This window comes from Pseudomonas sp. Au-Pse12 (genome assembly GCF_021341665.1).
Taxonomy (GTDB): Bacteria; Pseudomonadota; Gammaproteobacteria; order Pseudomonadales; family Pseudomonadaceae; genus Aquipseudomonas.
Genome location: NZ_JAJTTH010000003.1, coordinates 192,955 through 215,688 on the forward strand (window position 1 = coordinate 192,955; position 22,734 = coordinate 215,688).

Below are 22,734 nucleotides of genomic sequence, written 5' to 3' on the forward strand. Positions count from 1 at the left end.
AGCGCCTGCAGTCGGGTTCTGTAGGCGCTGGCTGGCCCGCAAAACTCACCCCGCAGCGATCCGCTGCCGCCGGGCGCGCAATCCCGCCATCAGCGACGGCCCCAACGCCGTCAACGCCGACCCCAGCACCACCAGCAGTGCGCCGCCATAACCCAGGCCGTTGATCTGTTCGGCCTGCACATACTCCGGCCAGACCCAGGCCGCCCACGCCACCGCGACAAAGGTCACCAGCGGTGTGATAGCCAGTGTTGCACTGACTCGCGAGGCCTCCCAATGCGCCAGGGCTTCGGCAAAGGCGCCATAGGCAATCAGTGTATTCAGGCAGCAGGCGAGCAGCAGCCAACCCTGCAAGGGGGTCAGCTCCAGGGCCTCCAGCGGGTGCACCCAGGGCGTCAGCAGCAAGGCACAGAACAGGTAGATCACCATCATCACCTGCAAGGAATTCCACACGCTCAGCAGCTGCTTCTGGCCCAGGGCATAGAAGGTCCAGACTGCGGAAGCGGCCAGAATGGTCAGGACGCCGGCGGTGTAGTCACTGAGCGAGGTCAGCAGCTCGGTCAGCCGTTGATTGAAGAACAGCCCGAAGCCGATCAGCAGCACCAGCAACCCCAGGCCCTGCCCCAGGCTGAACCGCTCCTTGAACACAAACACACTGGCAATCAGCAACAGGATCGGTCCCATCTGCACCACCAGTTGCGCGGTGCCCGGGCTTAGCAGGTTCAGGCCCATCAGGTAGAGCACGTAGTTGCCCACCAGGCCCAAGACCGAGATCGGTACCAGCCATATCCCTTTCGGGCCGAGCAAGCGCCAGCTTGGCAGGCGCCTGACCGCCGCCAGATAGAGCAACAGGCAGCCGCCGGAGACCGTCAGGCGAAACCAGGTCACGGTGACCGGGTCCATCACCAGCAACACTTGCTTGAGCTTGATGGGCAGGATGCCCCACAACAGCGCGGTCAACAGGGCCAGGAACAGACCGTAGACCCAACGACCGGACGAGACGTGCATGCGAACCCCAAAAAGCCGTGCCAGTGAGGTGCACATTCTAGGCCCGCGCCACCCCTCGACACAGTGACAGTTGGCGACCCAGCGCAAACAGAATTGTGCAGGTCGCAAACCGGCCCCGCAGGAGCCGGCTTGCCGACTCCGCGAAAACTAGCGCACGGCTTCGAACAGCCCCGTGGCGCCCATGCCACCGCCCACGCACATGGTGACAATGCCGTAACGCAGGTTGCGCCGCTGCAATTCACGCACCAGATGCCCGACCTGGCGCGAGCCGGTCATGCCGAACGGGTGGCCGATGGAGATCGAGCCGCCATTGACGTTGTACTTGGCGTTGTCGATCTCCAGGCGGTCGCGGGCATACAGGCACTGCGAGGCAAATGCCTCGTTGAGTTCCCACAGATCAATGTCCTTGACGCTCAGGCCCTTGGCCTTGAGCAGCTTGGGCACCGAGAACACCGGGCCGATGCCCATCTCGTCCGGCTCGCAGCCAGCGACGGTAAAGCCACGGAAAAACGCCTTGGGCTTGAGCCCCAGCGCCAGGGCACGCTCCAGGCTCATCACCAGGGTCATCGAGGCGCCATCGGACAACTGCGAAGAGTTGCCCGCGGTCACCGAACCGTCCTCGGCAAACACCGGCTTCAAGGCCGCAAGGTTTTCCAGGGTGGTGTCGGGGCGGTTGCAGTCGTCACGATCCACCACGCCGTCGAGCACCTGCACCTGCCCGGTGTGCTTGTCCTCGACTTGGTACTTGACCGCCATCGGCACGATCTCGTCGCGAAACAGGCCGGCGGCCTGGGCCTGGGCGGTGCGCTGCTGGCTTTGCAGGGAGTACAGGTCCTGGGCTTCGCGGCTGACGTTGTAGCGCCGGGCCACCACCTCGGCGGTCTGGCCCATGGGGAAGTAGATGCCTGGCACCTGTTCCTTGAGCAGCGGGTTGATCAGGTTGTCGGTGTTGACGCTCTTCATGGTCAGGCTGATGGATTCGACACCGCCGGCGACGATGATGTCGCTGCAGCCGGAGGCGATCTGATTGGCGGCGATGGCGATCGCCTGCAGGCCCGAGGAGCAGAAACGGTTGAGGGTCATGCCCGCCGTGCCAGTGCCCAGGGCCGAGAGCACCGCGACGTTACGGCCGATGTTGAAACCCTGGGCGCCCTCATTGGAGCCGGCGCCGACAATGCAGTCCTCGACACTGGCCGGGTCGATGCCGTTGCGGGCGAGCAGCGCATTGACGCAGTGAGCGGCCATGTCATCCGGACGGGTCTGATTGAACTTGCCGCGAAAGGACTTGGCCAGGCCAGTCCGTACGCTGTCGACGATCACCACTTCACGCATGACGCACCTCATTGTTGTTGGCGGCTTGGAAGAGCATCGAGCATAGATCCCTCGGCTCCCCCGCCGCGACAATCATTCACTGGGCGTATGCGCGACCATGGGCCTACTTCTTGTCCTTCTTGTCTTTCTTATCGTGCTTGTCGGAACGCTCGAACGCAGCCTCCAGGGCGCGGTTGATGGTGCGCAGGACCTTGACCCGGGCCCAGCGCTTGTCGTTGGCCTCCACCAGGGTCCAGGGCGCCACTTCAGTGCTGGTGCGGTCGACCATGTCGCCGACGGCGGTACGGTAGTCGCCCCACTTGTCGCGGTTGCGCCAATCGTCCTCGGTGATCTTGAAGCGCTTGAAGGGAATGGCCTCCCGCGCCTGGAAACGCTCCAGTTGCGTGTCCTTGTCGATCGCCAGCCAGAACTTCACCACGATCACCCGGGCATCGGCCAACTGCTCCTCGAAGTCGTTGATCTCGCTGTAGGCCCGCAGCCAGTCAGCCGGCTGGCAGAAGCCCTCGACCCGCTCCACCAGCACCCGGCCATACCAGGAGCGGTCGAAGATGGTGAACTTGCCGCGCGCCGGAATATGCCGCCAGAAACGCCAGAGATAAGGCTGCGCACGCTCCTCCTCAGTGGGCGCGGCAATCGGCACGATGCTGTATTGGCGCGGGTCCAGCGCCGCCGCGACCCGGCGAATGGCACCGCCCTTGCCGGCGGCGTCGTTGCCTTCGAAGACCGCGACCAGGGCATGCTTGCGCATGCGCTTGTCCCGCAGCAGACCGGCCAGACGCGCCTGCTCGGTAATCAGCTGCTCCTCGTAGTCGTCCTTGTCTAGGTGCTGGGTCATGTCCAGGCTGTCCAGCAAACTGAGCTGATCCACCGCTGTCGGCAACGGCGCGGCGTTGACCTGGGCCGGCCTCAATGGCTGACGGTTCAAGGCATTCTGCAGGCCCTCCAGCAGGATCCGTCCCACGGTGAGGCTGCGGTAATGCGGATCGACACCCTCGATCACATGCCAGGGCGCGTAGTCACGGCTGGTGCGGCGCAAGACCCGTTCGCCGTACTTGACGAACTTGTCGTAGGTTTCTGACTGCTGCCAGTCCAGCGGGCTGATGCGCCAGCTGTGCAACGGGTCATCCTGCAAGGACTTGAGGCGGTCCTTCATCTGTTTCTTGGACAGGTGAAACCAGAACTTGAAGATCAGCGCGCCTTCATCACAGAACATCTTTTCCAGGCGTTCGGCGCCATTGATCGCCTGGTCCAGGCGCGGGTCCTTGATCTCGCCATGCACCCGGCCCTGGAGCATCTGGCTGTACCAGTTGCCGAAGAACACCCCCATGCGGCCCTTGGCCGGGAGCATCCGCCAATAGCGCCAGGCGGGTGGCCGCGACAGCTCCTCGTCGGTCTGCTGGTCGAAAGTCCGCACCTCGATCAAGCGTGGGTCCATCCATTCGTTGAGCAGCTTGACTGTCTCGCCCTTGCCCGCGCCTTCGATGCCGTTGATCAGCACAATGACCGGAAAGTTCGCCTTCTGGCGCAGCTCGAACTGAGCTTCAAGCAAGGCTTCACGCAAGGCAGGCACTTCGGCATCGTAGGTTTCTTTATCGATGGCGTGACCGATTTCAGCGGATTCGAACATGGGTGGCTCCCTTCCAAGAATTTTCCAAGACTAGCGGATCGACCTTGGCCAGGGAAAACAAATCCCCGAACCTGCGGCGTCTTGCCATGGATCAAGCGCGGCCTGCGCGATCGGCTAGAATGGCCGCCTTGCGCAACATGAGCCGAACATGACACCTGAACTGCCCCACGCCCAGCTCGACTGGGACGACCAAGGACGCCCGCGCTCGCGGGTCTTCGACGACGTGTACTTCTCCAGCGACTCGGGCCTGGATGAAACCCGTCATGTGTTCATCGAGCAGAATCGCCTGCGCGAACGCTTTGCGGCTCTGCGGGCGGGCGAGAGGTTCGTCATCGGTGAAACCGGCTTCGGCACCGGGCTGAACTTCCTCTGCGCCTGGCAGGTGTTCCAGCAACAGGCGCCGGCCAGTGCACGGCTGCATTTCGTCAGCGTCGAAAAATACCCCTTGAGCCACGCCGACCTGCAACGGGCGCTGGCCCTGTGGCCGGAACTGGCGGACCTGACGCAACCCTTGCTCCAGCAGTACGTGGCGGTACACGGCGGCTTCCAGCGCCTGGTCCTGGAAGGCGGCCGAGTCACCCTGACCCTGCTGATCGGCGATGCCCTGGAGCAGTTGCCGCAGCTGGATGCGCAGGTCGATGCCTGGTTTCTCGACGGCTTTGCGCCCGCCAAGAACCCCGACATGTGGACCGCCGAACTGTTCGCCGAACTGGCGCGCCTGGCCGCACCGGGTTCCACCCTCAGCACCTTCACCAGCACCGGCTGGGTACGCCGGCTGTTGAACAGCGCCGGCTTCAAGATGAAGCGCACCCCCGGCATCGGCCATAAGTGGGAAGTGCTGCGGGGAGAATTTCTGGGCTGGCCACAGGACACGCCGCCGCCGGCCAGAACCAAGCCCTGGTTTGCCCGCCCGGCCGCCCGGGAGAAAACCGCCCTGGTGATCGGCGGTGGCTTGGCCGGGTGTGCCAGCGCCGCCAGCCTGGCCGCCCGTGGCTGGCAGGTGCAACTGCTGGAGCGCCACGCACAACTGGCCCAGGAAGCCTCGGGCAACCCGCAGGGGGTGCTCTACCTCAAGCTCTCGGCCCACGGCACGGCACTGTCGCAGATGATCCTCAGTGGCTTCGGCTACACCCGACGGCAACTGGAGCACCTGCAGCGCGGCCAGGACTGGGATGGCTGCGGCGTGCTGCAACTGGCCTTCAACGCCAAGGAAGCCGAGCGCCAGGCGCAGTTGGCCGCGGCCTTCCCCGCCGACCTGCTGCACCTGCTGGATCAGCCGCAAGCACAGGCCCGGGCCGGTATCGGCCTGGAACACGGCGGGTTGTTCTACCCCGAAGGCGGCTGGGTACATCCTCCGGCCTTGTGCCAGTGGCAGGCCAGCCATCCGCAGATCCAGGTCCTGACCCACCAGGACGTATTGCAGCTGCGTCAGGTCGATGAACAATGGCAGGCCTGGGACGGCGAGCACCTACTGGCCAGTGCGGCGGTGGTGATCCTTGCCGGAGCCGCCGACATCAAACGCTTCCCGGCCAGCGCCGAACTGCCCCTCAAGCGCATTCGCGGGCAGATCACCCGCCTGCCCCAGACCGCGCAAAGCCAGAGCCTGGCCACGGTGGTCTGTGCCGAAGGCTACGTCGCGCCGCCGCGCCTGGGCGAGCACACCCTGGGTGCCAGTTTCGACTTCAACAGCCAGGACCTGACGCCAACCACCGCCGAACATGCCGGCAACCTGGAAATGCTGCGGGAAATGTCCAATGACCTGCTGCAACGCCTGAACGCCGAGCAATTGCCACTGGAAAGCCTGCAAGGCCGGGCAGCCTTTCGCTGTACCAGCCCGGACTACCTGCCCATCGTCGGCCCGCTGGCGGACCCGGCCGCCTTTACCGACACCTACGCCGCCCTGGGCAAGGATGCGCGCCAAGTGCCAGACCTGCCCTGCCCCTGGCTCGACGGCCTGTACATCAACAGTGGCCATGGTTCTCGCGGGCTGATCACCGCGCCGCTGTCCGGCGAGCTGCTGGCCGCCTGGCTGGAAAACGAACCGCTGCCAGTGCCCAGGAGCGTGGCCGAAGCCTGCCATCCAAATCGCTTTGCCCTGCGCCGACTGATTCGCGGCAAGGCCTGAACCAGAGCGGCGGCGCTGTTTTCCGAGCGCCGCCCATGGCCGCTAGCCAGCCAGCCGGACTACAGCCGATAGCCCAGCGGCCCCCAACCGCTTATAACCGATCGATCTAAAACTCCCGAGTTATGCACAGGTCAGTTTCCAGGTAGCCGCCCTTTTGGCGGCTGCGGATTGACCCTCCCCAACGGAAAAACCGGTAAGGACTTATGTGCGGACTAGCTGGCGAATTACGCTTTGATCATCAACCTGCCGACCTGGCAGCGGTTGAACGAATCACCCACCACCTGGCCCCTCGCGGCCCGGACGCCTGGGGCTTTCACAGCCAGGGCCCGATTGCCCTCGGCCATCGACGGCTGAAAATCATGGACCTGTCGGACGGCTCGGCGCAGCCCATGGTCGACAACCACCTGGGCCTGTCCCTGGCCTTCAACGGCGCGATCTACAACTTCCCCGAATTGCGCGCCGAACTGGAAGCCAAGGGCTATGCCTTCCATTCCGGTGGCGACACCGAAGTGCTGCTCAAGGGCTACCACGCCTGGGGCGCGGACCTGCTGCCCAAGCTCAACGGCATGTTTGCCTTTGCCATCTGGGAACGCGACGCCCAACGCCTGTTCGTCGCCCGCGACCGCCTCGGGGTCAAGCCCTTGTACCTGTCGCGCACCGGCCAGCGCCTGCGCTTCGCCTCGGCCCTGCCGGCCTTGCTCAAGGGCGGCGACATCAACCCGCTGCTCGACCCGGTGGCGCTCAACCACTACCTGAACTTCCACGCCGTGGTGCCGGCACCGCGGACCTTGCTGGCGGGCATTGAAAAACTGCCGCCAGCCACCTGGATGCGCATCGAAGCCGATGGCCGCACCGAGCAGCAGACCTGGTGGACCCTGCCCTACGGCCCGCGTGCCGACGAAGCCCACCTGACCCTGGAAGACTGGACCGACCGGGTGCTCGATAGCACCCGCGAGGCGGTGGCCATCCGTCAACGGGCGGCGGTGGAGGTCGGTGTGCTGCTGTCCGGCGGCGTCGACTCCAGCCTGCTGGTGGGCCTGCTGCGGGACGTCGGGGTGGACAACCTGTCGACCTTCTCCATCGGCTTCGAGGACGCCGGCGGTGAACGTGGCGACGAGTTCCAGTATTCGGACCTGATTGCCCGCCACTACGGCACCCGGCATCACCAGTTGCGCATCGACGAGCGCGAGATCATCGAACAGTTGCCGGCGGCCTTCCGCGCCATGAGCGAGCCGATGGTCAGCCACGATTGCATCGCCTTCTATCTGTTGTCGCGAGAAGTGGCCAAGCACTGCAAGGTGGTGCAAAGCGGCCAGGGCGCCGACGAACTGTTCGCCGGCTATCACTGGTACCCGCAAGTGGATGGCGCCGGCGATCCGTATCAGGCCTATCGCGACGCCTTCTTCGACCGCAGTTACGACGACTACGCCGCCACCGTGCAACCCCAGTGGCTGACGACACACGACGCCGCCGGTGACTTCGTCCGCGAGCATTTCGCCCAACCCGGCGCTGACGCGCCCGTGGATAAGGCCCTGCGCCTGGACAGCACGGTGATGCTGGTGGATGACCCGGTCAAACGTGTGGATAACATGACCATGGCCTGGGGCCTGGAGGCGCGCACGCCGTTCCTCGACTACCGCCTGGTGGAGCTTTCGGCCCGGGTGCCGGCGCGCTTCAAGTTGCCGGGCGGTGGCAAGCAGGTGCTCAAGGAAGCCGCGCGGCGGGTGATCCCCAGCGAAGTGATCGACCGCAAGAAAGGCTACTTCCCGGTACCGGGTCTCAAGCACTTGCAAGGCGCCACCCTGAACTGGGTGCGTGAACTGCTGCTGGACCCGAGCCAGGATCGCGGCCTGTTCAACCCGGCCATGCTCGACCGCCTGCTGACCGATCCCCAGGGCCAGCTGACGCCCCTGCGCGGCTCCAAGCTGTGGCAGCTGGCGGCCTTGAATCTGTGGCTCAGCGAACAAGGAATCTGACCGATGAAAGCTCATGCCACGGCTTACAGCCAACGCCTGTTGCGCGGCCAGGCGCCGTCCTATGAACGTCTGCAAGCGCGCTTTGCCGAAGACGGCAGCGAACCCGGCAACGCCCCCATTGCGCTGCACTGCGGCTGGGGCCGACTGCTGATCGGCCATACCTTTCCCGACCCCGGCAGCCTCGCCCAAGAGCTGCTCAACGAGCAGCCCGGTGAGCGCGACATCGCCCTGTACGTCGCCGCACCGCAGCAGGTGCTGGGGTTGGAACCGGCGCAGTTGTTCCTCGACCCTTCCGACACCCTGCGCCTGTGGTTCAGCGATTATCGCCAGGCCACCCGGGTGTTTCGCGGCTTCCGCATCCGGCGCGCCCAGGGCGAAGCCGACTGGCACGCCATCAACCAGCTGTACCAGGCCCGCAGCATGCTGCCCATCGACCCGCAGCGGCTGACTCCGCGTCATCAGGGCGGGCCGGTGTACTGGCTGGCCGAAGACGAAGACAGCGGCGCGGTCATCGGCAGCGTCATGGGCCTCAACCACCACAAGGCCTACCAAGACCCGGAACACGGCAGCAGCCTCTGGTGCCTGGCGGTGGATCCCGACTGCAGCCGCCCGGGTGTCGGCGAGGTGCTGGTACGCCATCTGATCGAGCACTTCATGAGCCGCGGCCTGAGCTACCTCGACTTGTCGGTGCTGCACGACAATCGCCAGGCCAAGAACCTCTACGCCAAGCTGGGGTTTCGCACCCTGTCGACCTTCGCCATCAAGCGCAAGAACGGCATCAACCAACCGCTGTTCCTCGGCCCCGGGCCCCAGGCGGAGTTCAACCCTTATGCGCGGATCATTGTCGAGGAAGCCCATCGCCGGGGCATCGACGTGCAGGTCGACGACGCCGACGCCGGCCTGTTCACCCTCAGCCATGGCGGGCGCCGGGTGCGCTGCCGGGAATCGCTGAGCGACCTGACCAGCGCCATCAGCATGAGCCTGTGCCAGGACAAGAGCCTGACCCACAAGGTACTCAAGGGCGCGGGCCTGAACCTGCCGGCGCAGCAACGGGCGGGCAACGCCGACGACAACCTGGGCTTTCTCGACGAACACCAGCGGCTGGTGGTCAAACCGCTGGATGGCGAACAGGGCCAAGGCGTGGCCGTGGACCTGCGCACGATCGAAGACGTGCAGCAAGCCGTCGACAACGCTCGCCTCGTCGACAGCCGGGTGCTCCTGGAAAGCTTCCACGAAGGCCTGGACCTGCGCATCCTGGTGATCGGTTTTGAAGTGGTGGCTGCGGCCATCCGCCGGCCTGCGGAAATCGTCGGTGACGGCCAGCATTCCATTGGGGCGCTGATCGAAGCCCGCAGCCGTCGCCGCCAGGCGGCCACCGGCGGCGAAAGCAAGATCCCCCTGGACCAGGAAACCCAGCGCACCCTGCACGCCGCCGGCTACGACTACAACAGCGTACTGGCTGCCGGGGAGCGGCTGTTTGTGCGACGCACCGCCAACCTGCACACCGGCGGCACCCTGGAAGATGTCACCAGTATCCTCCACCCGACCCTGGCCGACGCGGCGATACGCGCCGCCCGGGCCCTGGACATTCCTGTGGTGGGCCTGGACCTGATGGTGCCGGCGGCGGATCAGCCCGAGTACGTGTTCATCGAAGCCAACGAGCGCGCCGGGCTGGCCAACCATGAACCGCAACCCACCGCCGAACGCTTCATCGACCTGCTGTTTCCCCACAGCCAGCCCGCGCCTTGATCCTTCGCCAGCCAGCCGGCTCCTACCCTCATTCGTAGGAGCTGGCTGGCCAGCGAAAGCCCTCTCCAGGCCTCTGGCTCCCTCATCGAAACCATCGATGGCCGTTTCTCATCAGGAGTTTCCATGACCCGCAAGATTCCCCAACCCGACCTCGCCTACCTGCAGAAAGTCCTCCTGGAAATGCTCGCCATTCCCAGCCCCACCGGCTTTACCGACACCATCGTGCGTTACGTTGCCGAACGCCTGGAAGAACTGGGCATTCCCTTCGAGCTGACCCGGCGCGGGACCATCCGCGCCACGCTCAAAGGCCAGAAAAACAGCCCGGATCGAGCCGTCTCGGCCCACTTGGACACCATCGGCGCCAGCGTGCGCGCGATGAAGGACAACGGCCGCCTGACCCTGGCCCCGGTGGGCTGCTGGTCCAGCCGCTTTGCCGAAGGCAGCCGGGTCAGCCTGTTCACCGACAACGGCGTATTGCGCGGCAGCGTCCTGCCCCTGATGGCTTCCGGGCACGCCTTCAATACCGCCGTGGATGAGCTGCCGATCAGTTGGGACCACGTCGAACTGCGCCTGGACGCCTATTGCACCACCCGCGCCGACTGCGAATCCCTGGGGATAGGCGTAGGCGACTTTGTTGCCTTCGACCCGTTGCCGGAGTTCACCGAAAGCGGCCATATCAGCGCCCGGCACCTGGACGACAAGGCCGGCGTCGCGGCCCTGCTGGCGGCGCTCAAGGCGATTGTCGACAGCGGCGAAACGCTGATGATCGATTGCCATCCGTTGTTCACCATCACCGAGGAAACCGGTAGTGGCGCGGCGGCGGCCCTGCCCTGGGACGTCAGTGAGTTCGTCGGCATCGACATTGCCCCGGTCGCCCCAGGCCAGCACTCCAGCGAGCACGCCGTGAGCGTGGCCATGCAGGACTCTGCCGGACCTTACGACTATCACCTGTCCCGCCATCTGCTGCGCCTGGCCGGCGAGCACGAGTTGCCGGTGCGCCGCGACCTGTTTCGCTACTACTTCAGCGACGCCCACTCGGCGGTCACGGCCGGCCACGACATCCGCACCGCCCTGCTGGCCTTCGGTTGCGACGCCACCCACGGCTATGAGCGCACCCACATCGACAGCCTGGCGGCACTCAGCCGCCTGTTGGGCGCCTACATCCTCAGCCCGCCGGTGTTCGCCAGCGACGCGCAGCCGGCCCAGGGCTCACTGGACAGCTTCAGCCATCAACTGGAACACGATGCACAGATGGAAAGCGATACCCGGGTGCCCTCGGTGGACAGCCTGATCGGCCAGAAATCCTGAAGCCTGCCCAGGGTTTGTGCATGCCGTGGCTGGCGGCACGGCCCTGGGCGCAGTAGCATCCGAGATTGTTTGCCGGAGGCCCCCATGCTGATTCCCCACGACCAACTTGAAGTCGACACCCTGACCCGCCTGATCGAGGACTTCGTGACCCGCGAGGGCACCGACAACGGTGATGAAACACCCCTGGAAACCCGCGTGCTGCGGGTGCGCCAGGCCCTGAGCAAAGGCCAGGCGGTGATCGTTTTCGATCCGGACAGCGAACAGTGCCAGTTGATGCTCAAGCACGATGTGCCCAAGGAGCTGTTCGACTGATCCGTCAACCGGCCCAAGCCCTTGGGCCGGGTACTCAACCGTTGGAAAAGCGCGGGCCGAACAGAATCACACTGGCCCCGATCACGCACAGCGCCAGCCCCAGCCAATCCGAACCCAGGGGCCGCACGCGCTCCACCACCGCCAGCCAAGCAATCGACGCAACGATATAGATGCCCCCATAGGCGGCATAGGCGCGCCCGGCGTAAGTGGCTTCCACCTTGGTCAGCAACAGTGCAAACAGGGTCAGGCTGATCAGCGCGGGGACGACCCAGAGGGCGCTCTTGCCCTGGCGCAGCCACATCCAGAAGGCGTAGCAGCCGGCGATTTCAAACAGCGCGGCGAGGAAGAACCACAGGTAATTGAGCATGCAAGGACTCGTCAGGATTGTCGGATGCCGGCAACCCTAACGACGCCCCGGGGGTTGGGCAAGCTCAACTGGCGCTTTGCTTGGCCTTGGCGCGCATCTTGTCGGCCATCAGGGTCATTTCGTCGTACAACGCCTGGGGATTCTTCTGCTTCAGGGCCCAGGCCATGCGTCCCTGCTCGTGGGGCAGGATCATGAATTGGCCGGCATCGACCTGGGCATGGATGTAGTCGGCGATCTCGGCAGCGCTGATCGGCGAGCTTTCCAGCAACTTGCCTACCTGGGCCTTCATGGCCGGGGTCGGGCCACGGAAGGAGTCCAGCAGGTTGGTCTGGAAGAACGACGGGCAGACCACATGCACGCCGATTTCCTGTTGCGCCAGCTCGATCAACAGGCTCTCGGAAAGCGCTACCACCCCGGCCTTGGCCACGTTGTAGTTGCTCATCGCCGGCCCCTGCATCAGGGCGGCCATGGAGGCGATATTGATGATCTTGCCCTTGCTCTGCTCCAGCAGCGGCAGGAAGGCCTTGCAGCCCTTGACCACGCCCATCAGGTTGATCGCGATCTGCCAGTCCCAGTCCTCCAGGGACAGCTCGCTGAAGAACCCGCCCGAAGCCACACCGGCGTTGTTGACGATAATGTCGATGCCACCGAACTTCACTTCGCAAGCCTGAGCGAAAGCCGTCAACTGGCTGTAGTCACGCACATCGCAACGCTGCACGAAACCGTCACCACCGGCGGCGCGTACCTGCTTCAGGGTTTCCTGCAGGCCCGCCTCGCTGACATCGGACAGGGCCAGCCGCCAGCCTTCGCGAGCCCAGCGCAAAGCGATTTCGCGCCCCAGGCCAGAGCCGGCGCCAGTGATCATCATGCGATTTTGCATAAGAGTTGCCTTGTTGTTCCGGGGAAGATGAGCCGCAGTGTAGCGAAGGGCCCTGCGCCACCCACGCACCATCAGAGTGCTGAATGCCCCAGGCAAACCTCTGCCTGGGTCAACACTGGCGCGTCAACGAAGAACGCCCTTTGCCCGGCCGAAAGGAAATAACCCAGGAAGCGGAACACTTTAAAAAAACTTGGAATTTTCACCACAGGCACAGAGTCGGACTTATTAAGCGCTTGGCGTTATCCATAAGGCCAAGTTGTCGTTGAACAACTGCGTTGTTCAACTCTATTCAAATAAGGAAACCACCATGGGCACCATTCTGATCATCATTCTGATTTTGCTGCTGATTGGCGGCCTGCCTGTTTTCCCGCACTCAAGAAGTTGGGGTTATGGCCCTTCGGGGATCATCGGCGTCGTGCTGGTGGTGCTCTTGGTATTGCTGCTGTTGGGCAGGATCTGAATGGCTGACACGGGCTACTGACAAAGGCAGCTTCAATTCATACAGGCCTGGGTCAGTAGCACTGGCCCACCGCGCTATTCATAAATCAAGGTCACGGTGGCACTGGTTTTGACCTCACCCGCCTTTACCGCCGGCTCCGTCTGCACATAGCGAGCGGTCAGAGGGATGGCGAGCCGTTCTTCGTCCTGGCTGGTGGGAACCGTAGTGAGGTTGGTCCGTACCCCAAGCGGCTGCAAGACGCTGCTGCCGGTATCGCCCTTGAACAATTGGACTCCGACACCGGCAGCCATCTCGGTGCCTGTACTGTTAAGCAGAGTATCCGACTGCCTGTGTACACCATCGATGAGATAGGCGACTTTGACGCCCTTGTCGCACTTGAGGTCAATCGAGAAGGCCTTGGCCCCCGTGGTGCTGCCAACGTGGGTGAACGCCTGATGCCTGGCCTCGGGCAGAAGAATATTGTCGACTGGCCTGTCGGGGCGGCAGCCCGCGTTCTTTTGTGTAAGGGTGAAATGACTGAAATCGAGAAAGTTGCTTTTGAAATCGGAGTACCAGATTTCCATCTTCAAGTTAGGGGAAGAACCCGTAACAATAGGTCCCGTCTTTAATAGCTCCACCGTAAACCTGTGTGGTACGTCATACCCTTTCAACCCCCAATTAAGCGGCACGATTTTTCTTCTGCCGATATAGATACCTCCCAGAGGCCCGGCCTCCTTGGGGTTATGCCAAAGCACTCGAATACCCACGCCAGGAATACCCGTTTCAAAAATATGATTGCCACGGTCCTCCCCTGCGCCCATAAGCTCCAAGCTCATGTTGTAAGTAGCAAAGTCCGAGCAAGTGACGCGGGCCGTACCGTCGTTGATCTCATGTTTGAAAATAAGGGTACCTACCGGAGCATCACGAGGTAACGAGCGCTCGGTTGCAACGTAGTGGGTGCTCTGAGCTTTGCCGCTGCAAATGGCCGCCCAGGCCGCCCCTTGCCATAGGGAACAGGCACACAACAACGCCGTGGGTAAAAACGCTGCTGCTCTCATGCGTGTCATGAACTGCCTCTCTGCCCCATGGTGTGCACGGGGTCATCTGGGTGATAGGTGGCGCCAAGACACCACTCTGGATTGACCAATAGATCAGGGCGATCTGTGAAGCCGCCGTCGCACAGCCCAAGATCCCTGCTACCAGTACCGCTGAAACGGGCCTTGCCGCGATGCCGCCTCTTTTCATGCACCTGTTTTGCGCGGCTCCACCTGCTTGAACTGTTGATCCGACACCAGACAAGCCAGCTCCAGCTGCTGGTAGTAGTGCTCCGCGGCGGGGGGATCGGCCTCGATGTGGTAAGGCGCGTAACAACTCTGGCCCTTGCCCTGCCCCCAACGGACCAGCAATTGCCCCGCCCCCTCCAGCCCGCGGACAAAGGCCCGGCCGCTCTGCCCGACCTGCGTCAGTGCCTCCCCTGCGGCGCCGACCACTTGCGCGCCCAAGGGAATGCTCTCGCGATCGTCACGCACCAGTTTCAGCAGGATGGGCCGCCCCACCACGGTCGGATAGCGCAGCATCACCACCGCGCCCGCACGGGGAGCTATTTGCTGTGACGTCATTTCCAGCTCCACATCCCGAGAAGTGCCTTTAGGGTCCAGCGCCATATCGTTGCGGCGATAGGGTGTCAGCCCCGTCACCACCGCGTACCCGTTGTCGGCGATTCGCGCCCCCGAGTTACTAAGCACCTGCGCCCCTTCAGCGCCGATGGCTTCGAGCACCGCCATGGTTTCGCCCTGGCCTGCTGTAGCGTTGATTCCACCCGGATGCGCCACCAACGTGCCCTGCATGCCGAAGTTGGCTTGCTGGTAGTCTTCTCCGCGGCTGGCCCCCAGGTTGTAACTGGCGTGGGCCGTGTCGTAACGCAGGTTGCCCCCGTAGTCATTGTTATTGCGCCCCTCATTGCTGTTACGCGAGCCATACAAGCTGTAGCCGAGCTGACCTTGCGCGCCAACCACGCCACTCAGAGAGGCAGTGGACTGGTAGCTGCGCTTGCCGTCGTAACTCATGGATGACGTCAGATACGGCGAATTCCGAGTGCGCCCCAGGGGCAGACTGACACTCAGCAAGTACTGATTCTCCAGGCCCCCATTGCCGCTTTGAATACGACTGGCACTGAGGCTGAAGCTGCCCCAGCCAAAGCCGTTGGAGTAGCCCAGTTGATAACTCAGGTCACGCCCCTGACCGCGTGCCCAATAGTCCTGCGCCATACCGGAGAAGTTCAGGCGACCATAACGCTCGCCCAACGGTTGGCTGAGGCTCAATTGCAAGCGGCTACGTTGCTTGAACAATGACGTCAACGATTCACTGTCGTGCAGGCGGGCATATTCATCGAAGCTCAGGTAGCCCTCGCTGGAGAACCGATAGGCCGCAGCGGTGAATTGGGTGGACGTGGTCTCGATCAGCTTGCTGTAGGACAGCCTCAAGCTGCGGCCGCTCAGCCTCGCCGGGGTCCCTGCATCCACATCGTTCAATCCTGATGCCTGGGAATGAGTCAGGTCGACAGCCACCGCGCCCAGTGAGGTACTCAACGCCAACCCGCCCTGCAGGGCACGGTAATCCTGCGCCAGGATGCTGCCACCGTACCCCGTCAGCAGGTTGGACAAACCACGCTGATAGGTCGCCTGGAGAAAACCTGGCGGGGCATCAAGGCTGTCATCACGATAGCGTCCGGCGCTGAAACTGAAGCGCGAACTGCCCGGACGCAGTAATTGCACCATCGAGGCATAGGGCACCAAAAAGCTCTTGGTGCGCCCATCGGCCTCGGTAATGGTCACGCTGAGATCACCGGCATAACCGGCGCTGTTCAAATCCTCAATGGCAAATGGCCCCGGGGGCACCGTGGTTTCATACAACAGGCTCTGCCCCTGACGCACGCTGACTTTGGCCGTGGTGTCGGCAATACCGCGAACCACGGGGGCAAACCCGCGCATGGAATCCGGCAACATCCGTTCGTCACTGCTCAATTGCACGCCGGTATAGGGCATGCTGTCGAACACATTGCCGGGGGTGTAGAACTCCCCCAAGGTCAATTGCGCTTGAAGTGCCGTGACATCACGCTGCACATAGCTGCTGAGTGCGTTGTACTGACTGCGCTGGCGAGTACCCGATTGGTCGTTGTAGCTATAGGTACCATTGTGCCTAAGACGCCAATCCCCCAGGTTGAGCCCGCCATTGAGCCCACTATAAAACTGCCGACTGCCCTGCCCTCTGGAGCGGTTGTCGGACAGGTTGTTGCTGTACCCCAGAAAGCCTGCATTGACCCCCGCATCCCACTCTTTGGGAGACGCCTGGCCTCGCGGGACCTGAAGCAGGTAGATCTGGGGGATGGAAAGATCGGCACGCAACTCCGCCATATCCACTTCAAAACGACTTTGGGGCACCAGCTGATCAGGCCCCAGACATTGCGCAGACAAGGCCTGAGCAGCCTGGTCGACAGGCAACCGGGTGAAGTCGACACCGAGCTGCTCCAACACAGCCGGCGGCAGGCAAGGCTCGACCCTTGATCCATCCGCCGTAGCCCTGAGCAGGACTTCTTGAGCCCCCATCCGATTCTGGTTGAGGTACAGGTCAAGACGATAGACGCCGGGAGTCAAGGGATTACCCCGCTCAAACTTGGACAGGTCCACCGACTGCCCGCGGCTGTTGCCAAAAAATGCGGGATTGAAACGGATCAGCTCCTCAGCCTCACTGGCAGCGCTGACCATCCACGACAGCAGCAGGGTCGTGCCTCCCGAGATCAATCCGCGACGCTCGAAAAGGCACCGACACAACGCAGCCAGTGCGCGAGCTGAAGGTATAAACAGGGGATTTGACAAAGCGTTCATCTAACCTGCCCTCAGACAGTCAGTGCGAGGGTCAACAACTAAAGGGCTAACGCGCTCGCTGTTACACGAGGGGAGAACGGATGCTGATACCAGCAACGACCGGCCTGACTGGATCTAAAACTGCAGTCTTGTTTCGCCACGTACAGTGGATCCGTGATCGTTGATCCATTCGTAAATCACACGGCCCTCTGCCCCCGCAGGAATCAGCGGTTGCTCAAATGCGAAGTCGGCAGAAGATTTCGGCGCGAGCATGTGACTCTGGGCCTTGAAACGACTGCCGCCCTTGAGTTCCACCTCAACCGAGCTGAAGGACACATGAAAGGCCCCCTCATTGCGTACCTGCAGAACGGCTCCTGCTGCGGACCTGGCCAGGCTCCAGCGCAGCTTCTCTGCGCTCTCGACCGCGCTGCCCGGCAGATCCGCCGGACGGAAAAACAACTTCAGGCGGGTGCGAAAAGCCATCTGCATATGGTTGCTGGCCTGCCCGGAGGGCAGTGGCGGCACGTCCAGTACATTGAGCCAGAACACCGACTCACGGTCCTTGGGCAACCCCGCGATCGGGGTGTAGGCAATCCGCAGAGATTGCCCCTTGTCCGGGTTGATACGTGCAATGGGCGGCATCACCACAAAAGGCACATCCACCTCATCGGGCTTGGCATCGACACTACCGTCATCGATCCAGGCCTGGACCAGTGCCGGCTGCGGCCCCGAATTACTCAACCGAAGCGAGATCTCACGCTCAAGGGCCGGATAAATCAGCCGTGTGGTGTCAACCACCACACTGGCTGAGGCAGACATTGACAACAAAAGGCATACGCAAGCGCACACCTGTTGAAAACAGGAACTACGTGGCATGAAATCAATCACTCAGCAAATAAGGCCCAGAAGTTGTGGCTTCCGGGCCTGAAACTTATTCGTAAGAAAAGTCCAACATGATTTGAGATTTGAAATCACCCGCAGTAGCAGGAGCATATGCAGCTAGATATTGAGCGTAAAACCCAACAGTGACATTCTCGCCAGCCTGAGCCACAGAAAGAGGTGCATTTTCCATTCCGAGTTTTATCGGCTGGTAACTTGTATCAAGCAGTTGTACTTGTACATCTGCGCCGTTTTCTGAGCTACCCAAGCTATTTACCAGTGCACCAGTACTCATATCAACGCTTTCAACACGGTGGTTGAAGTTAGCCTTAACCTTGGTACCCGAACACTCGCTCAGTTGGATCATTACCGGCTGAAGACCCGCTACGTCACCGGTTTTACTCAATGCGTTGGTACTGACCTCACTCAACGCCACCAACTTTGAAAGTTTGCCTTCGGCACCAGCACCTTCGATCTTGCATGTTGCCTGGGTAACTTTCCCGGTAAAGTCGAGAACAACGTCATGCGCGAAGGCACTGTTAGCGGCCAGAAGAAAGCTAGATACAGCACCCGCAACCAAACAAAGCTTTTTCATTTAACTCTCCATTTCTCCATCATCGTGGCGCACTACCGGCCACGCCATTCATCTTCAATGCTGCGTGCCAGTTCTGGAGTGCTATACGTATCCGTCCGGGCCGAAGCGGATGCGATCATTACAGTCTGTTGTATTGGCTAACATCAGATGATTCCTAAAATCCAAGACGTTTCCCATTTGAACGCGAGAAATCGACGACTTCCCGAGAAAAATTTCCCAAGAAAAGCAGGAAATACCTCAAGACAACTGAATGGCCTTCTCTGTCGACAGGCAAAAAAAAACACCCCATCAGGGGTGTTTTCTTTACAGTTCACGTCTCGCCATTGCTCCACAGGGAGCAACACGCCCAACGGTCAATCCGGCTTGCCGTTGACCACCCCGGCGGTGTTGTCGAGCAGGCTCTTGGTCGCGGTCTGCAGGAAGGACTCCAGCTTCTCTTTGAGCTGCGCCTCATCCGTGGAGTCGGGAATCAGTTCGCCACCTGGTGCGGAACCCAGCTCGTACTTGTACAGCCTTGGCGGCATTTCCTTGGGCAGTACCAGCACCCGATCTGCAGTCAACAGCGCTACGGTCTGATCGCTGCCCGAAGGCTTGATCACGCCGAAGCCCTTGTCGCCTTCCGGCAAGTTGAGCAGGTCGCGGCCCCAGCACTGGTGCAGTACGTCGCCGCCAAGACGGCCCATGATGGTCGGCACGATATCGATCTGAGTGCCCACGGTGTGGTCACGCTGGCCGAACTTTTCCTGAATGCCTGGCGCAATCATCAGCATGGGCACGTTGAAGCGCCCCAGATCCATTTCGGTGATCTGCTGCTCGTTGCCGAAACCATGGTCACCCACCACCACGAACAGGGTTTCCTTGAAGTAAGGCTCCTTGCGTGCCTTCTCGAAGAACTGGCCCAGGGCCCAGTCAGAGTAGCGCATGGCGGTCAGGTGTTCGTTGAGGCTGCCACGATCGGTGACCTTGTCCACCGGCAATGGCGTCGGCAGCGCATACGGGGTGTGGTTGGACAGCGTTTGCAGCAGGGCGTAGAACGGCCCCTTGCCTTCCCTCGCTTTCAACTCCTCCAGGCCACGGTTGAACATGTCCTGGTCGGACACGCCCCAGGTCGGGTCGGAGAACACCGGGTTGACGAAGTCATTGCGCCCGACGAAGTTGGTCATGCCCTGGTTGCCGAAGAACCCCGACTGGTTGTCCCAGGCGAAATCGCCGTTGTAGACATACACGTCATCGTACTTGCGAGCACTGAGCAGTTGCGGCAGGCCGGACAGCTTGTGGCTGCCTTCCGGCGTCTGCATCAGGTATTCGAAGCCCGGCAGGTTGGGGAAGCACGCCATGGTGGCAAACATCCCCTGGTGGGTATGGGTGCCGTTGGAGAAGAAACGGTCGAACAGCAGACCTTCCTTGGACAGCTTGTCGAAGTACGGAGTGATCTCGCCCGGACGGCCCAGGGCGCCCACCGAGTGCCCGGCAAAGCTTTCCATCAGGATCACGACGACGTTCTTGATCGGCAGGGTCTTTTCCCCATCCGGCGTGTAGGTGCGGCGCACCGCGGCGATGTCCCCGTCCACCAGTTTGTCGCTCGGCACCAGCAGCATGTCGCGCACGGTCTGCTGAGCCTGCGGCTGAGGCAAGGTGGCCTTCCAGATATTGGTGCGGTCCTCGGAGAGACGATCCTTGGCCGCCGCAGCCAGTTGCAGCGTGCCGTTGAGGCCCAGCTGGTTGGCGAAGTTCGACTCGGTGGTGTAGACGTCACCCCAACGCATCGGCGGGCCCTGGCGCAGGGTACCGCGGGCGGCCACCACACAAACCAGCAGGCACACGACGAACACCGCGATACGCGCATACCAGGGCGCAACCTGCCGGGTGCCGACATTACCGCCACTGAACGGGCCGCGTGGCCGGGTGGCGCGGTCGGCGCCCTTGAACGCCAGGCTCAGGATCCAGGTGCCCACGGCCCAGGCCAGCAGGTAGCGGACCACCGGGAAACCGTACCAGAGCATGCTCATCACGGTCTTCGGGTCTTCCTTCACATACTGGAAGACCAGGCCGTTGAGGCGCTGGTGGAACTCGCGATAGAAGTCCATCTCCATCAGGCCGAGGAACAGCGCAACGCTGGAGGTGAGGGTCAGCCAGAAACGCAGCACCCCGCGAGCCGCCATGGCCCGGGCGCTGAACAGTGCCAGCAGCAGCGGCACACTGATATAGACCACCAGCCGCAGGTCAAAGCGCAGCCCGTTGGCAAACGCTTCGAAGAACGTCGAGGCCGGAGTGTCGAGAATCATCTCGCGGTTGTAGATCAGCAGCGCGGCGCGCAACAAGGAGAACATCACCATCATGACCAGTGCACATAACAGCGTGAAGGCCAGATGGGATTTAACGGTCGGTTGCAGCAGGCGATTCGAGGATCGCTGCTGACTCAGGGCATCCGAGTTTGCCATGTGGTTTTAGGACCCATTGGAAGTTTAAGTTGCAAAGATACAGCTGCGTTCTGCCCTCTTGGTGCCGCCAGGGCGACGGGGGAATTCGCGGTGCGCAAATGTTGCACGATCACTCATGGCATTGCCATTGATTAGTGGACAGCACCACCAATCCCACTGTCAGCGGCTCTGGGACAAGAGATTGCAGAGGGTTAACCGAGGAAAAAGCGCCGGCGAATTGTCTTCGAGCGTTTGTGAAAATTTCGTTCAACGCATGTTTAGTCACACAAAAAAGGGCCTGAAGGCCCTTTTTCGCTGTGTAACCGGCGGTTCCAGACTCAGAGCCGCACATCGCCTCGCGGGCCGGCGATGGCCCAGATGATCAGCCCCAGCACCGGCAGGAAGATGATCAACAGCACCCAGAGGATCTTCATTCCGGTTTCAGCGCCGCTCTTGATTACGTTGATGATGGCCCAGATGTCCAGAGCCAAAATGATCAGGCCAACCAGGCCATTGAAGGTGGAACCCATGGTGTCGCTCCCAAATGATGGCGTGCCTCTTTAGGATAGCTGCGCTGAATCAGGGTTCCGTTTTATTCCGGGCCGGGCGGTTTCAGACGTGTACAGCGACTTTCAACGCTTCCAGAGCCGGCGCCGCGGCAATCCCGACTTCGGCGCACAATTCCAGCACTCGCGGTACGTCGTTGCCGTAGACCAGCACCATCTGCAGTTCGTCATCCAGTAGCTGGCTGAAATTCATCAGCACATAACCGCCGTTTTCCGGGTTCATGCTGCCCATCTGGATCTGGATGCGATTCAAGGCGGTCAGCGCCTCGATCTTGGCCAGTTGCTTGGGCTTGATGTTGAAAGGCACGTCCTTGCCAAAAGAGGCAACGATCTGGGCAAACAGGTCAACGTAGCCATCGGCCTGAAACAGCACGGTTTCCGGCAAGCTGCCGACCACCACCCATTCCCCCAGCGGAATGGGAAAACTGTCGTCGTAGTTGATATCCGGGTTGGCGGCGAGGAACCCCTGAGGGTCGGCGTAGGCCTGAGTCGCCTCCTCGGCGATCTGCTGGATCTCGGCTTCGCCCATGCACCCGGAGCTGATTTTGCTGATGAGTTCGATAAGGGCGGTTTTCATGGGCACATCCTGGAGGCGAGGAAATTTCGAGGGCGCGAAGGATAGCCTAAAGTGCCCGAGCTATCACACCTGGGAGTGCCGGGCGCCTTCGCTCCTCGATCAGGCCAGGCTCAGGCCAGGAGTTTTTCCAGCTGCGCGGTGGTCTCCAGGGCACCCATGGTCTTGGCCGCTTCCAGGGCACTGACGCCATTGCTGTCACGAGCCTTGGGATCGGCGCCCTGGCTGATCAGGTAGCTGACGATTTCCGTGCGGTTGAACATCGCCGCCATCATCAAGGCGGTACGTCCATCAAAGGACGAGCCCTCCACTTGCGCGCCCCCCTCCACCAGCACCTTGACCACCGCCAGGTCGCCCTTGAAGGCAGCACCGGCAATCGGGCTCTGGCCATTGTCGTTGCGGATCTCGGGGTCGGCCTGGTGCTTGAGCAGCACTTGCACCGCATCCACATGCCCGTGATAGGCGGCCAGCATCAGCAGCGTGTCGCCCTTGTGGTTGCGCAGGTTGACCGGCAGGCCACTGGCGGCCAGCTTGTCGAGCATCTGCGCATCGCCCTGGCGGGCCACGTTGAACACCTGCTCGACAAACTGGGCGGCCTCTTCTTCGGTCATCTGGCGGCTTTTGTCGGTCATCGGAAACTCCAGGTTCGGCAATTCGGAAAGGCGCTAGTTTCCCCAAGCCGGCGCTGGCCTGTCATCCCTTTTTTCCCAAGAGCCG

Annotated in this window: 19 protein-coding genes; 6 read left to right on the plus strand and 13 right to left on the minus strand. The window is 62.1% G+C overall.

The window, feature by feature from the left end:
* Positions 1-45: 45 nt before the first annotated feature.
* The 3 genes from LXM55_RS09200 to pap all read right to left on the minus strand — a co-directional run bounded on the left by LXM55_RS09200 (position 46) and on the right by pap (position 3,964).
* Positions 46-1,005, minus strand: coding sequence for a DMT family transporter (locus tag LXM55_RS09200; RefSeq protein ID WP_233320104.1), 960 nt, complete (start codon positions 1,003-1,005; stop codon positions 46-48).
* A 147-nt stretch (positions 1,006-1,152) separates the two neighbouring features.
* Positions 1,153-2,337 carry a thiolase family protein gene (locus tag LXM55_RS09205; protein WP_233320105.1) on the minus strand — a complete coding sequence of 395 codons (1,185 nt, stop codon included), beginning with the start codon at positions 2,335-2,337 and terminating at the stop codon, positions 1,153-1,155.
* A 103-nt stretch (positions 2,338-2,440) separates the two neighbouring features.
* Complete coding sequence (gene pap / locus LXM55_RS09210) at positions 2,441-3,964, minus strand: polyphosphate:AMP phosphotransferase (RefSeq protein ID WP_233320106.1); 1,524 nt, start codon at positions 3,962-3,964, stop codon at positions 2,441-2,443.
* Between the two features lie 148 nt (positions 3,965-4,112).
* On the opposite strand from pap, the gene mnmC reads away from it, so the two are divergent.
* The 5 genes from mnmC (at position 4,113) to LXM55_RS09235 (ending at position 11,434) form a co-directional block, all read left to right on the plus strand.
* Positions 4,113-6,089 (plus strand): bifunctional tRNA (5-methylaminomethyl-2-thiouridine)(34)-methyltransferase MnmD/FAD-dependent 5-carboxymethylaminomethyl-2-thiouridine(34) oxidoreductase MnmC, encoded by a 1,977-nt coding sequence (gene mnmC / locus LXM55_RS09215; protein ID WP_233320107.1) that lies wholly within the window; start codon positions 4,113-4,115, stop codon positions 6,087-6,089.
* Between the two features lie 203 nt (positions 6,090-6,292).
* On the plus strand, positions 6,293-8,065 hold the full coding sequence (locus LXM55_RS09220) for an N-acetylglutaminylglutamine amidotransferase (protein ID WP_233320108.1): 1,773 nt from the start codon (positions 6,293-6,295) through the stop codon (positions 8,063-8,065).
* 3 nt (positions 8,066-8,068) lie between these two features.
* On the plus strand, positions 8,069-9,814 hold the full coding sequence (gene ngg / locus LXM55_RS09225; RefSeq protein WP_233320109.1) for an N-acetylglutaminylglutamine synthetase: 1,746 nt from the start codon (positions 8,069-8,071) through the stop codon (positions 9,812-9,814).
* A 123-nt stretch (positions 9,815-9,937) separates the two neighbouring features.
* On the plus strand, positions 9,938-11,122 hold the full coding sequence (locus LXM55_RS09230; protein ID WP_233320110.1) for an osmoprotectant NAGGN system M42 family peptidase: 1,185 nt from the start codon (positions 9,938-9,940) through the stop codon (positions 11,120-11,122).
* An 84-nt stretch (positions 11,123-11,206) separates the two neighbouring features.
* Positions 11,207-11,434, plus strand: coding sequence for a YheU family protein (locus LXM55_RS09235; RefSeq protein WP_025127101.1), 228 nt, complete (start codon positions 11,207-11,209; stop codon positions 11,432-11,434).
* A gap of 34 nt (positions 11,435-11,468) precedes the next feature.
* Here LXM55_RS09235 and LXM55_RS09240 read toward each other — a convergent pair whose 3' ends face one another.
* Both LXM55_RS09240 and LXM55_RS09245 read right to left on the minus strand, forming a co-directional pair.
* Entirely contained in the window at positions 11,469-11,801 is a 333-nt protein-coding gene (locus LXM55_RS09240; RefSeq protein WP_233320111.1) for a YnfA family protein, read from the minus strand.
* 64 nt (positions 11,802-11,865) lie between these two features.
* On the minus strand, positions 11,866-12,681 hold the full coding sequence (locus LXM55_RS09245; RefSeq protein WP_233320112.1) for an SDR family oxidoreductase: 816 nt from the start codon (positions 12,679-12,681) through the stop codon (positions 11,866-11,868).
* Positions 12,682-12,988: 307 nt separating this feature from the next.
* Here LXM55_RS09245 and LXM55_RS09250 point away from each other — a divergent pair, with 307 nt between their 5' ends.
* Positions 12,989-13,141 (plus strand): DUF3309 family protein, encoded by a 153-nt coding sequence (locus tag LXM55_RS09250; RefSeq protein WP_003226960.1) that lies wholly within the window; start codon positions 12,989-12,991, stop codon positions 13,139-13,141.
* Positions 13,142-13,215: 74 nt separating this feature from the next.
* On the opposite strand, the gene LXM55_RS09255 is transcribed toward LXM55_RS09250, so the two are convergent.
* The 8 genes from LXM55_RS09255 to LXM55_RS09290 form a co-directional block, all read right to left on the minus strand.
* Positions 13,216-14,187: a fimbrial protein gene (locus LXM55_RS09255; RefSeq protein ID WP_233320113.1), complete on the minus strand. Its 972-nt coding sequence runs from the start codon at positions 14,185-14,187 to the stop codon at positions 13,216-13,218.
* 174 nt (positions 14,188-14,361) lie between these two features.
* Positions 14,362-16,884, minus strand: coding sequence for a fimbria/pilus outer membrane usher protein (locus tag LXM55_RS09260; RefSeq protein WP_233320114.1), 2,523 nt, complete (start codon positions 16,882-16,884; stop codon positions 14,362-14,364).
* Positions 16,885-17,118: 234 nt separating this feature from the next.
* Positions 17,119-17,859, minus strand: a complete 741-nt coding sequence (locus LXM55_RS09265; protein WP_233320115.1) for a fimbria/pilus periplasmic chaperone — start codon at positions 17,857-17,859, stop codon at positions 17,119-17,121.
* 55 nt (positions 17,860-17,914) lie between these two features.
* Entirely contained in the window at positions 17,915-18,457 is a 543-nt protein-coding gene (locus tag LXM55_RS09270) for a fimbrial protein (RefSeq protein WP_233320116.1), read from the minus strand.
* A gap of 353 nt (positions 18,458-18,810) precedes the next feature.
* Entirely contained in the window at positions 18,811-20,898 is a 2,088-nt protein-coding gene (locus LXM55_RS09275; protein WP_233320117.1) for an LTA synthase family protein, read from the minus strand.
* A 317-nt stretch (positions 20,899-21,215) separates the two neighbouring features.
* Positions 21,216-21,407, minus strand: a complete 192-nt coding sequence (locus LXM55_RS09280) for a PLDc N-terminal domain-containing protein (RefSeq protein ID WP_233320118.1) — start codon at positions 21,405-21,407, stop codon at positions 21,216-21,218.
* Between the two features lie 82 nt (positions 21,408-21,489).
* On the minus strand, positions 21,490-22,020 hold the full coding sequence (locus tag LXM55_RS09285; protein WP_233320119.1) for a hypothetical protein: 531 nt from the start codon (positions 22,018-22,020) through the stop codon (positions 21,490-21,492).
* A gap of 110 nt (positions 22,021-22,130) precedes the next feature.
* Positions 22,131-22,649: an ankyrin repeat domain-containing protein gene (locus LXM55_RS09290; protein ID WP_233320120.1), complete on the minus strand. Its 519-nt coding sequence runs from the start codon at positions 22,647-22,649 to the stop codon at positions 22,131-22,133.
* Positions 22,650-22,734 lie beyond the last annotated feature (85 nt).

Bases quoted from the DNA above. Each gene is read 5' to 3' on its own strand.
- LXM55_RS09200 (WP_233320104.1), bottom strand. From the start codon at position 1,005: ATGCACGTCTCGTCCGGTCGTTGGGTCTACGGTCTGTTCCTGGCCCTG.
- LXM55_RS09205 (WP_233320105.1), bottom strand. From the start codon at position 2,337: ATGCGTGAAGTGGTGATCGTCGACAGCGTACGGACTGGCCTGGCCAAG.
- pap (WP_233320106.1), bottom strand. From the start codon at position 3,964: ATGTTCGAATCCGCTGAAATCGGTCACGCCATCGATAAAGAAACCTAC.
- mnmC (WP_233320107.1), top strand. From the start codon at position 4,113: ATGACACCTGAACTGCCCCACGCCCAGCTCGACTGGGACGACCAAGGA.
- LXM55_RS09220 (WP_233320108.1), top strand. From the start codon at position 6,293: ATGTGCGGACTAGCTGGCGAATTACGCTTTGATCATCAACCTGCCGAC.
- ngg (WP_233320109.1), top strand. From the start codon at position 8,069: ATGAAAGCTCATGCCACGGCTTACAGCCAACGCCTGTTGCGCGGCCAG.
- LXM55_RS09230 (WP_233320110.1), top strand. From the start codon at position 9,938: ATGACCCGCAAGATTCCCCAACCCGACCTCGCCTACCTGCAGAAAGTC.
- LXM55_RS09235 (WP_025127101.1), top strand. From the start codon at position 11,207: ATGCTGATTCCCCACGACCAACTTGAAGTCGACACCCTGACCCGCCTG.
- LXM55_RS09240 (WP_233320111.1), bottom strand. From the start codon at position 11,801: ATGCTCAATTACCTGTGGTTCTTCCTCGCCGCGCTGTTTGAAATCGCC.
- LXM55_RS09245 (WP_233320112.1), bottom strand. From the start codon at position 12,681: ATGCAAAATCGCATGATGATCACTGGCGCCGGCTCTGGCCTGGGGCGC.
- LXM55_RS09250 (WP_003226960.1), top strand. From the start codon at position 12,989: ATGGGCACCATTCTGATCATCATTCTGATTTTGCTGCTGATTGGCGGC.
- LXM55_RS09255 (WP_233320113.1), bottom strand. From the start codon at position 14,187: ATGACACGCATGAGAGCAGCAGCGTTTTTACCCACGGCGTTGTTGTGT.
- LXM55_RS09260 (WP_233320114.1), bottom strand. From the start codon at position 16,884: ATGGTCAGCGCTGCCAGTGAGGCTGAGGAGCTGATCCGTTTCAATCCC.
- LXM55_RS09265 (WP_233320115.1), bottom strand. From the start codon at position 17,859: ATGCCACGTAGTTCCTGTTTTCAACAGGTGTGCGCTTGCGTATGCCTT.
- LXM55_RS09270 (WP_233320116.1), bottom strand. From the start codon at position 18,457: ATGAAAAAGCTTTGTTTGGTTGCGGGTGCTGTATCTAGCTTTCTTCTG.
- LXM55_RS09275 (WP_233320117.1), bottom strand. From the start codon at position 20,898: ATGGCAAACTCGGATGCCCTGAGTCAGCAGCGATCCTCGAATCGCCTG.
- LXM55_RS09280 (WP_233320118.1), bottom strand. From the start codon at position 21,407: ATGGGTTCCACCTTCAATGGCCTGGTTGGCCTGATCATTTTGGCTCTG.
- LXM55_RS09285 (WP_233320119.1), bottom strand. From the start codon at position 22,020: ATGAAAACCGCCCTTATCGAACTCATCAGCAAAATCAGCTCCGGGTGC.
- LXM55_RS09290 (WP_233320120.1), bottom strand. From the start codon at position 22,649: ATGACCGACAAAAGCCGCCAGATGACCGAAGAAGAGGCCGCCCAGTTT.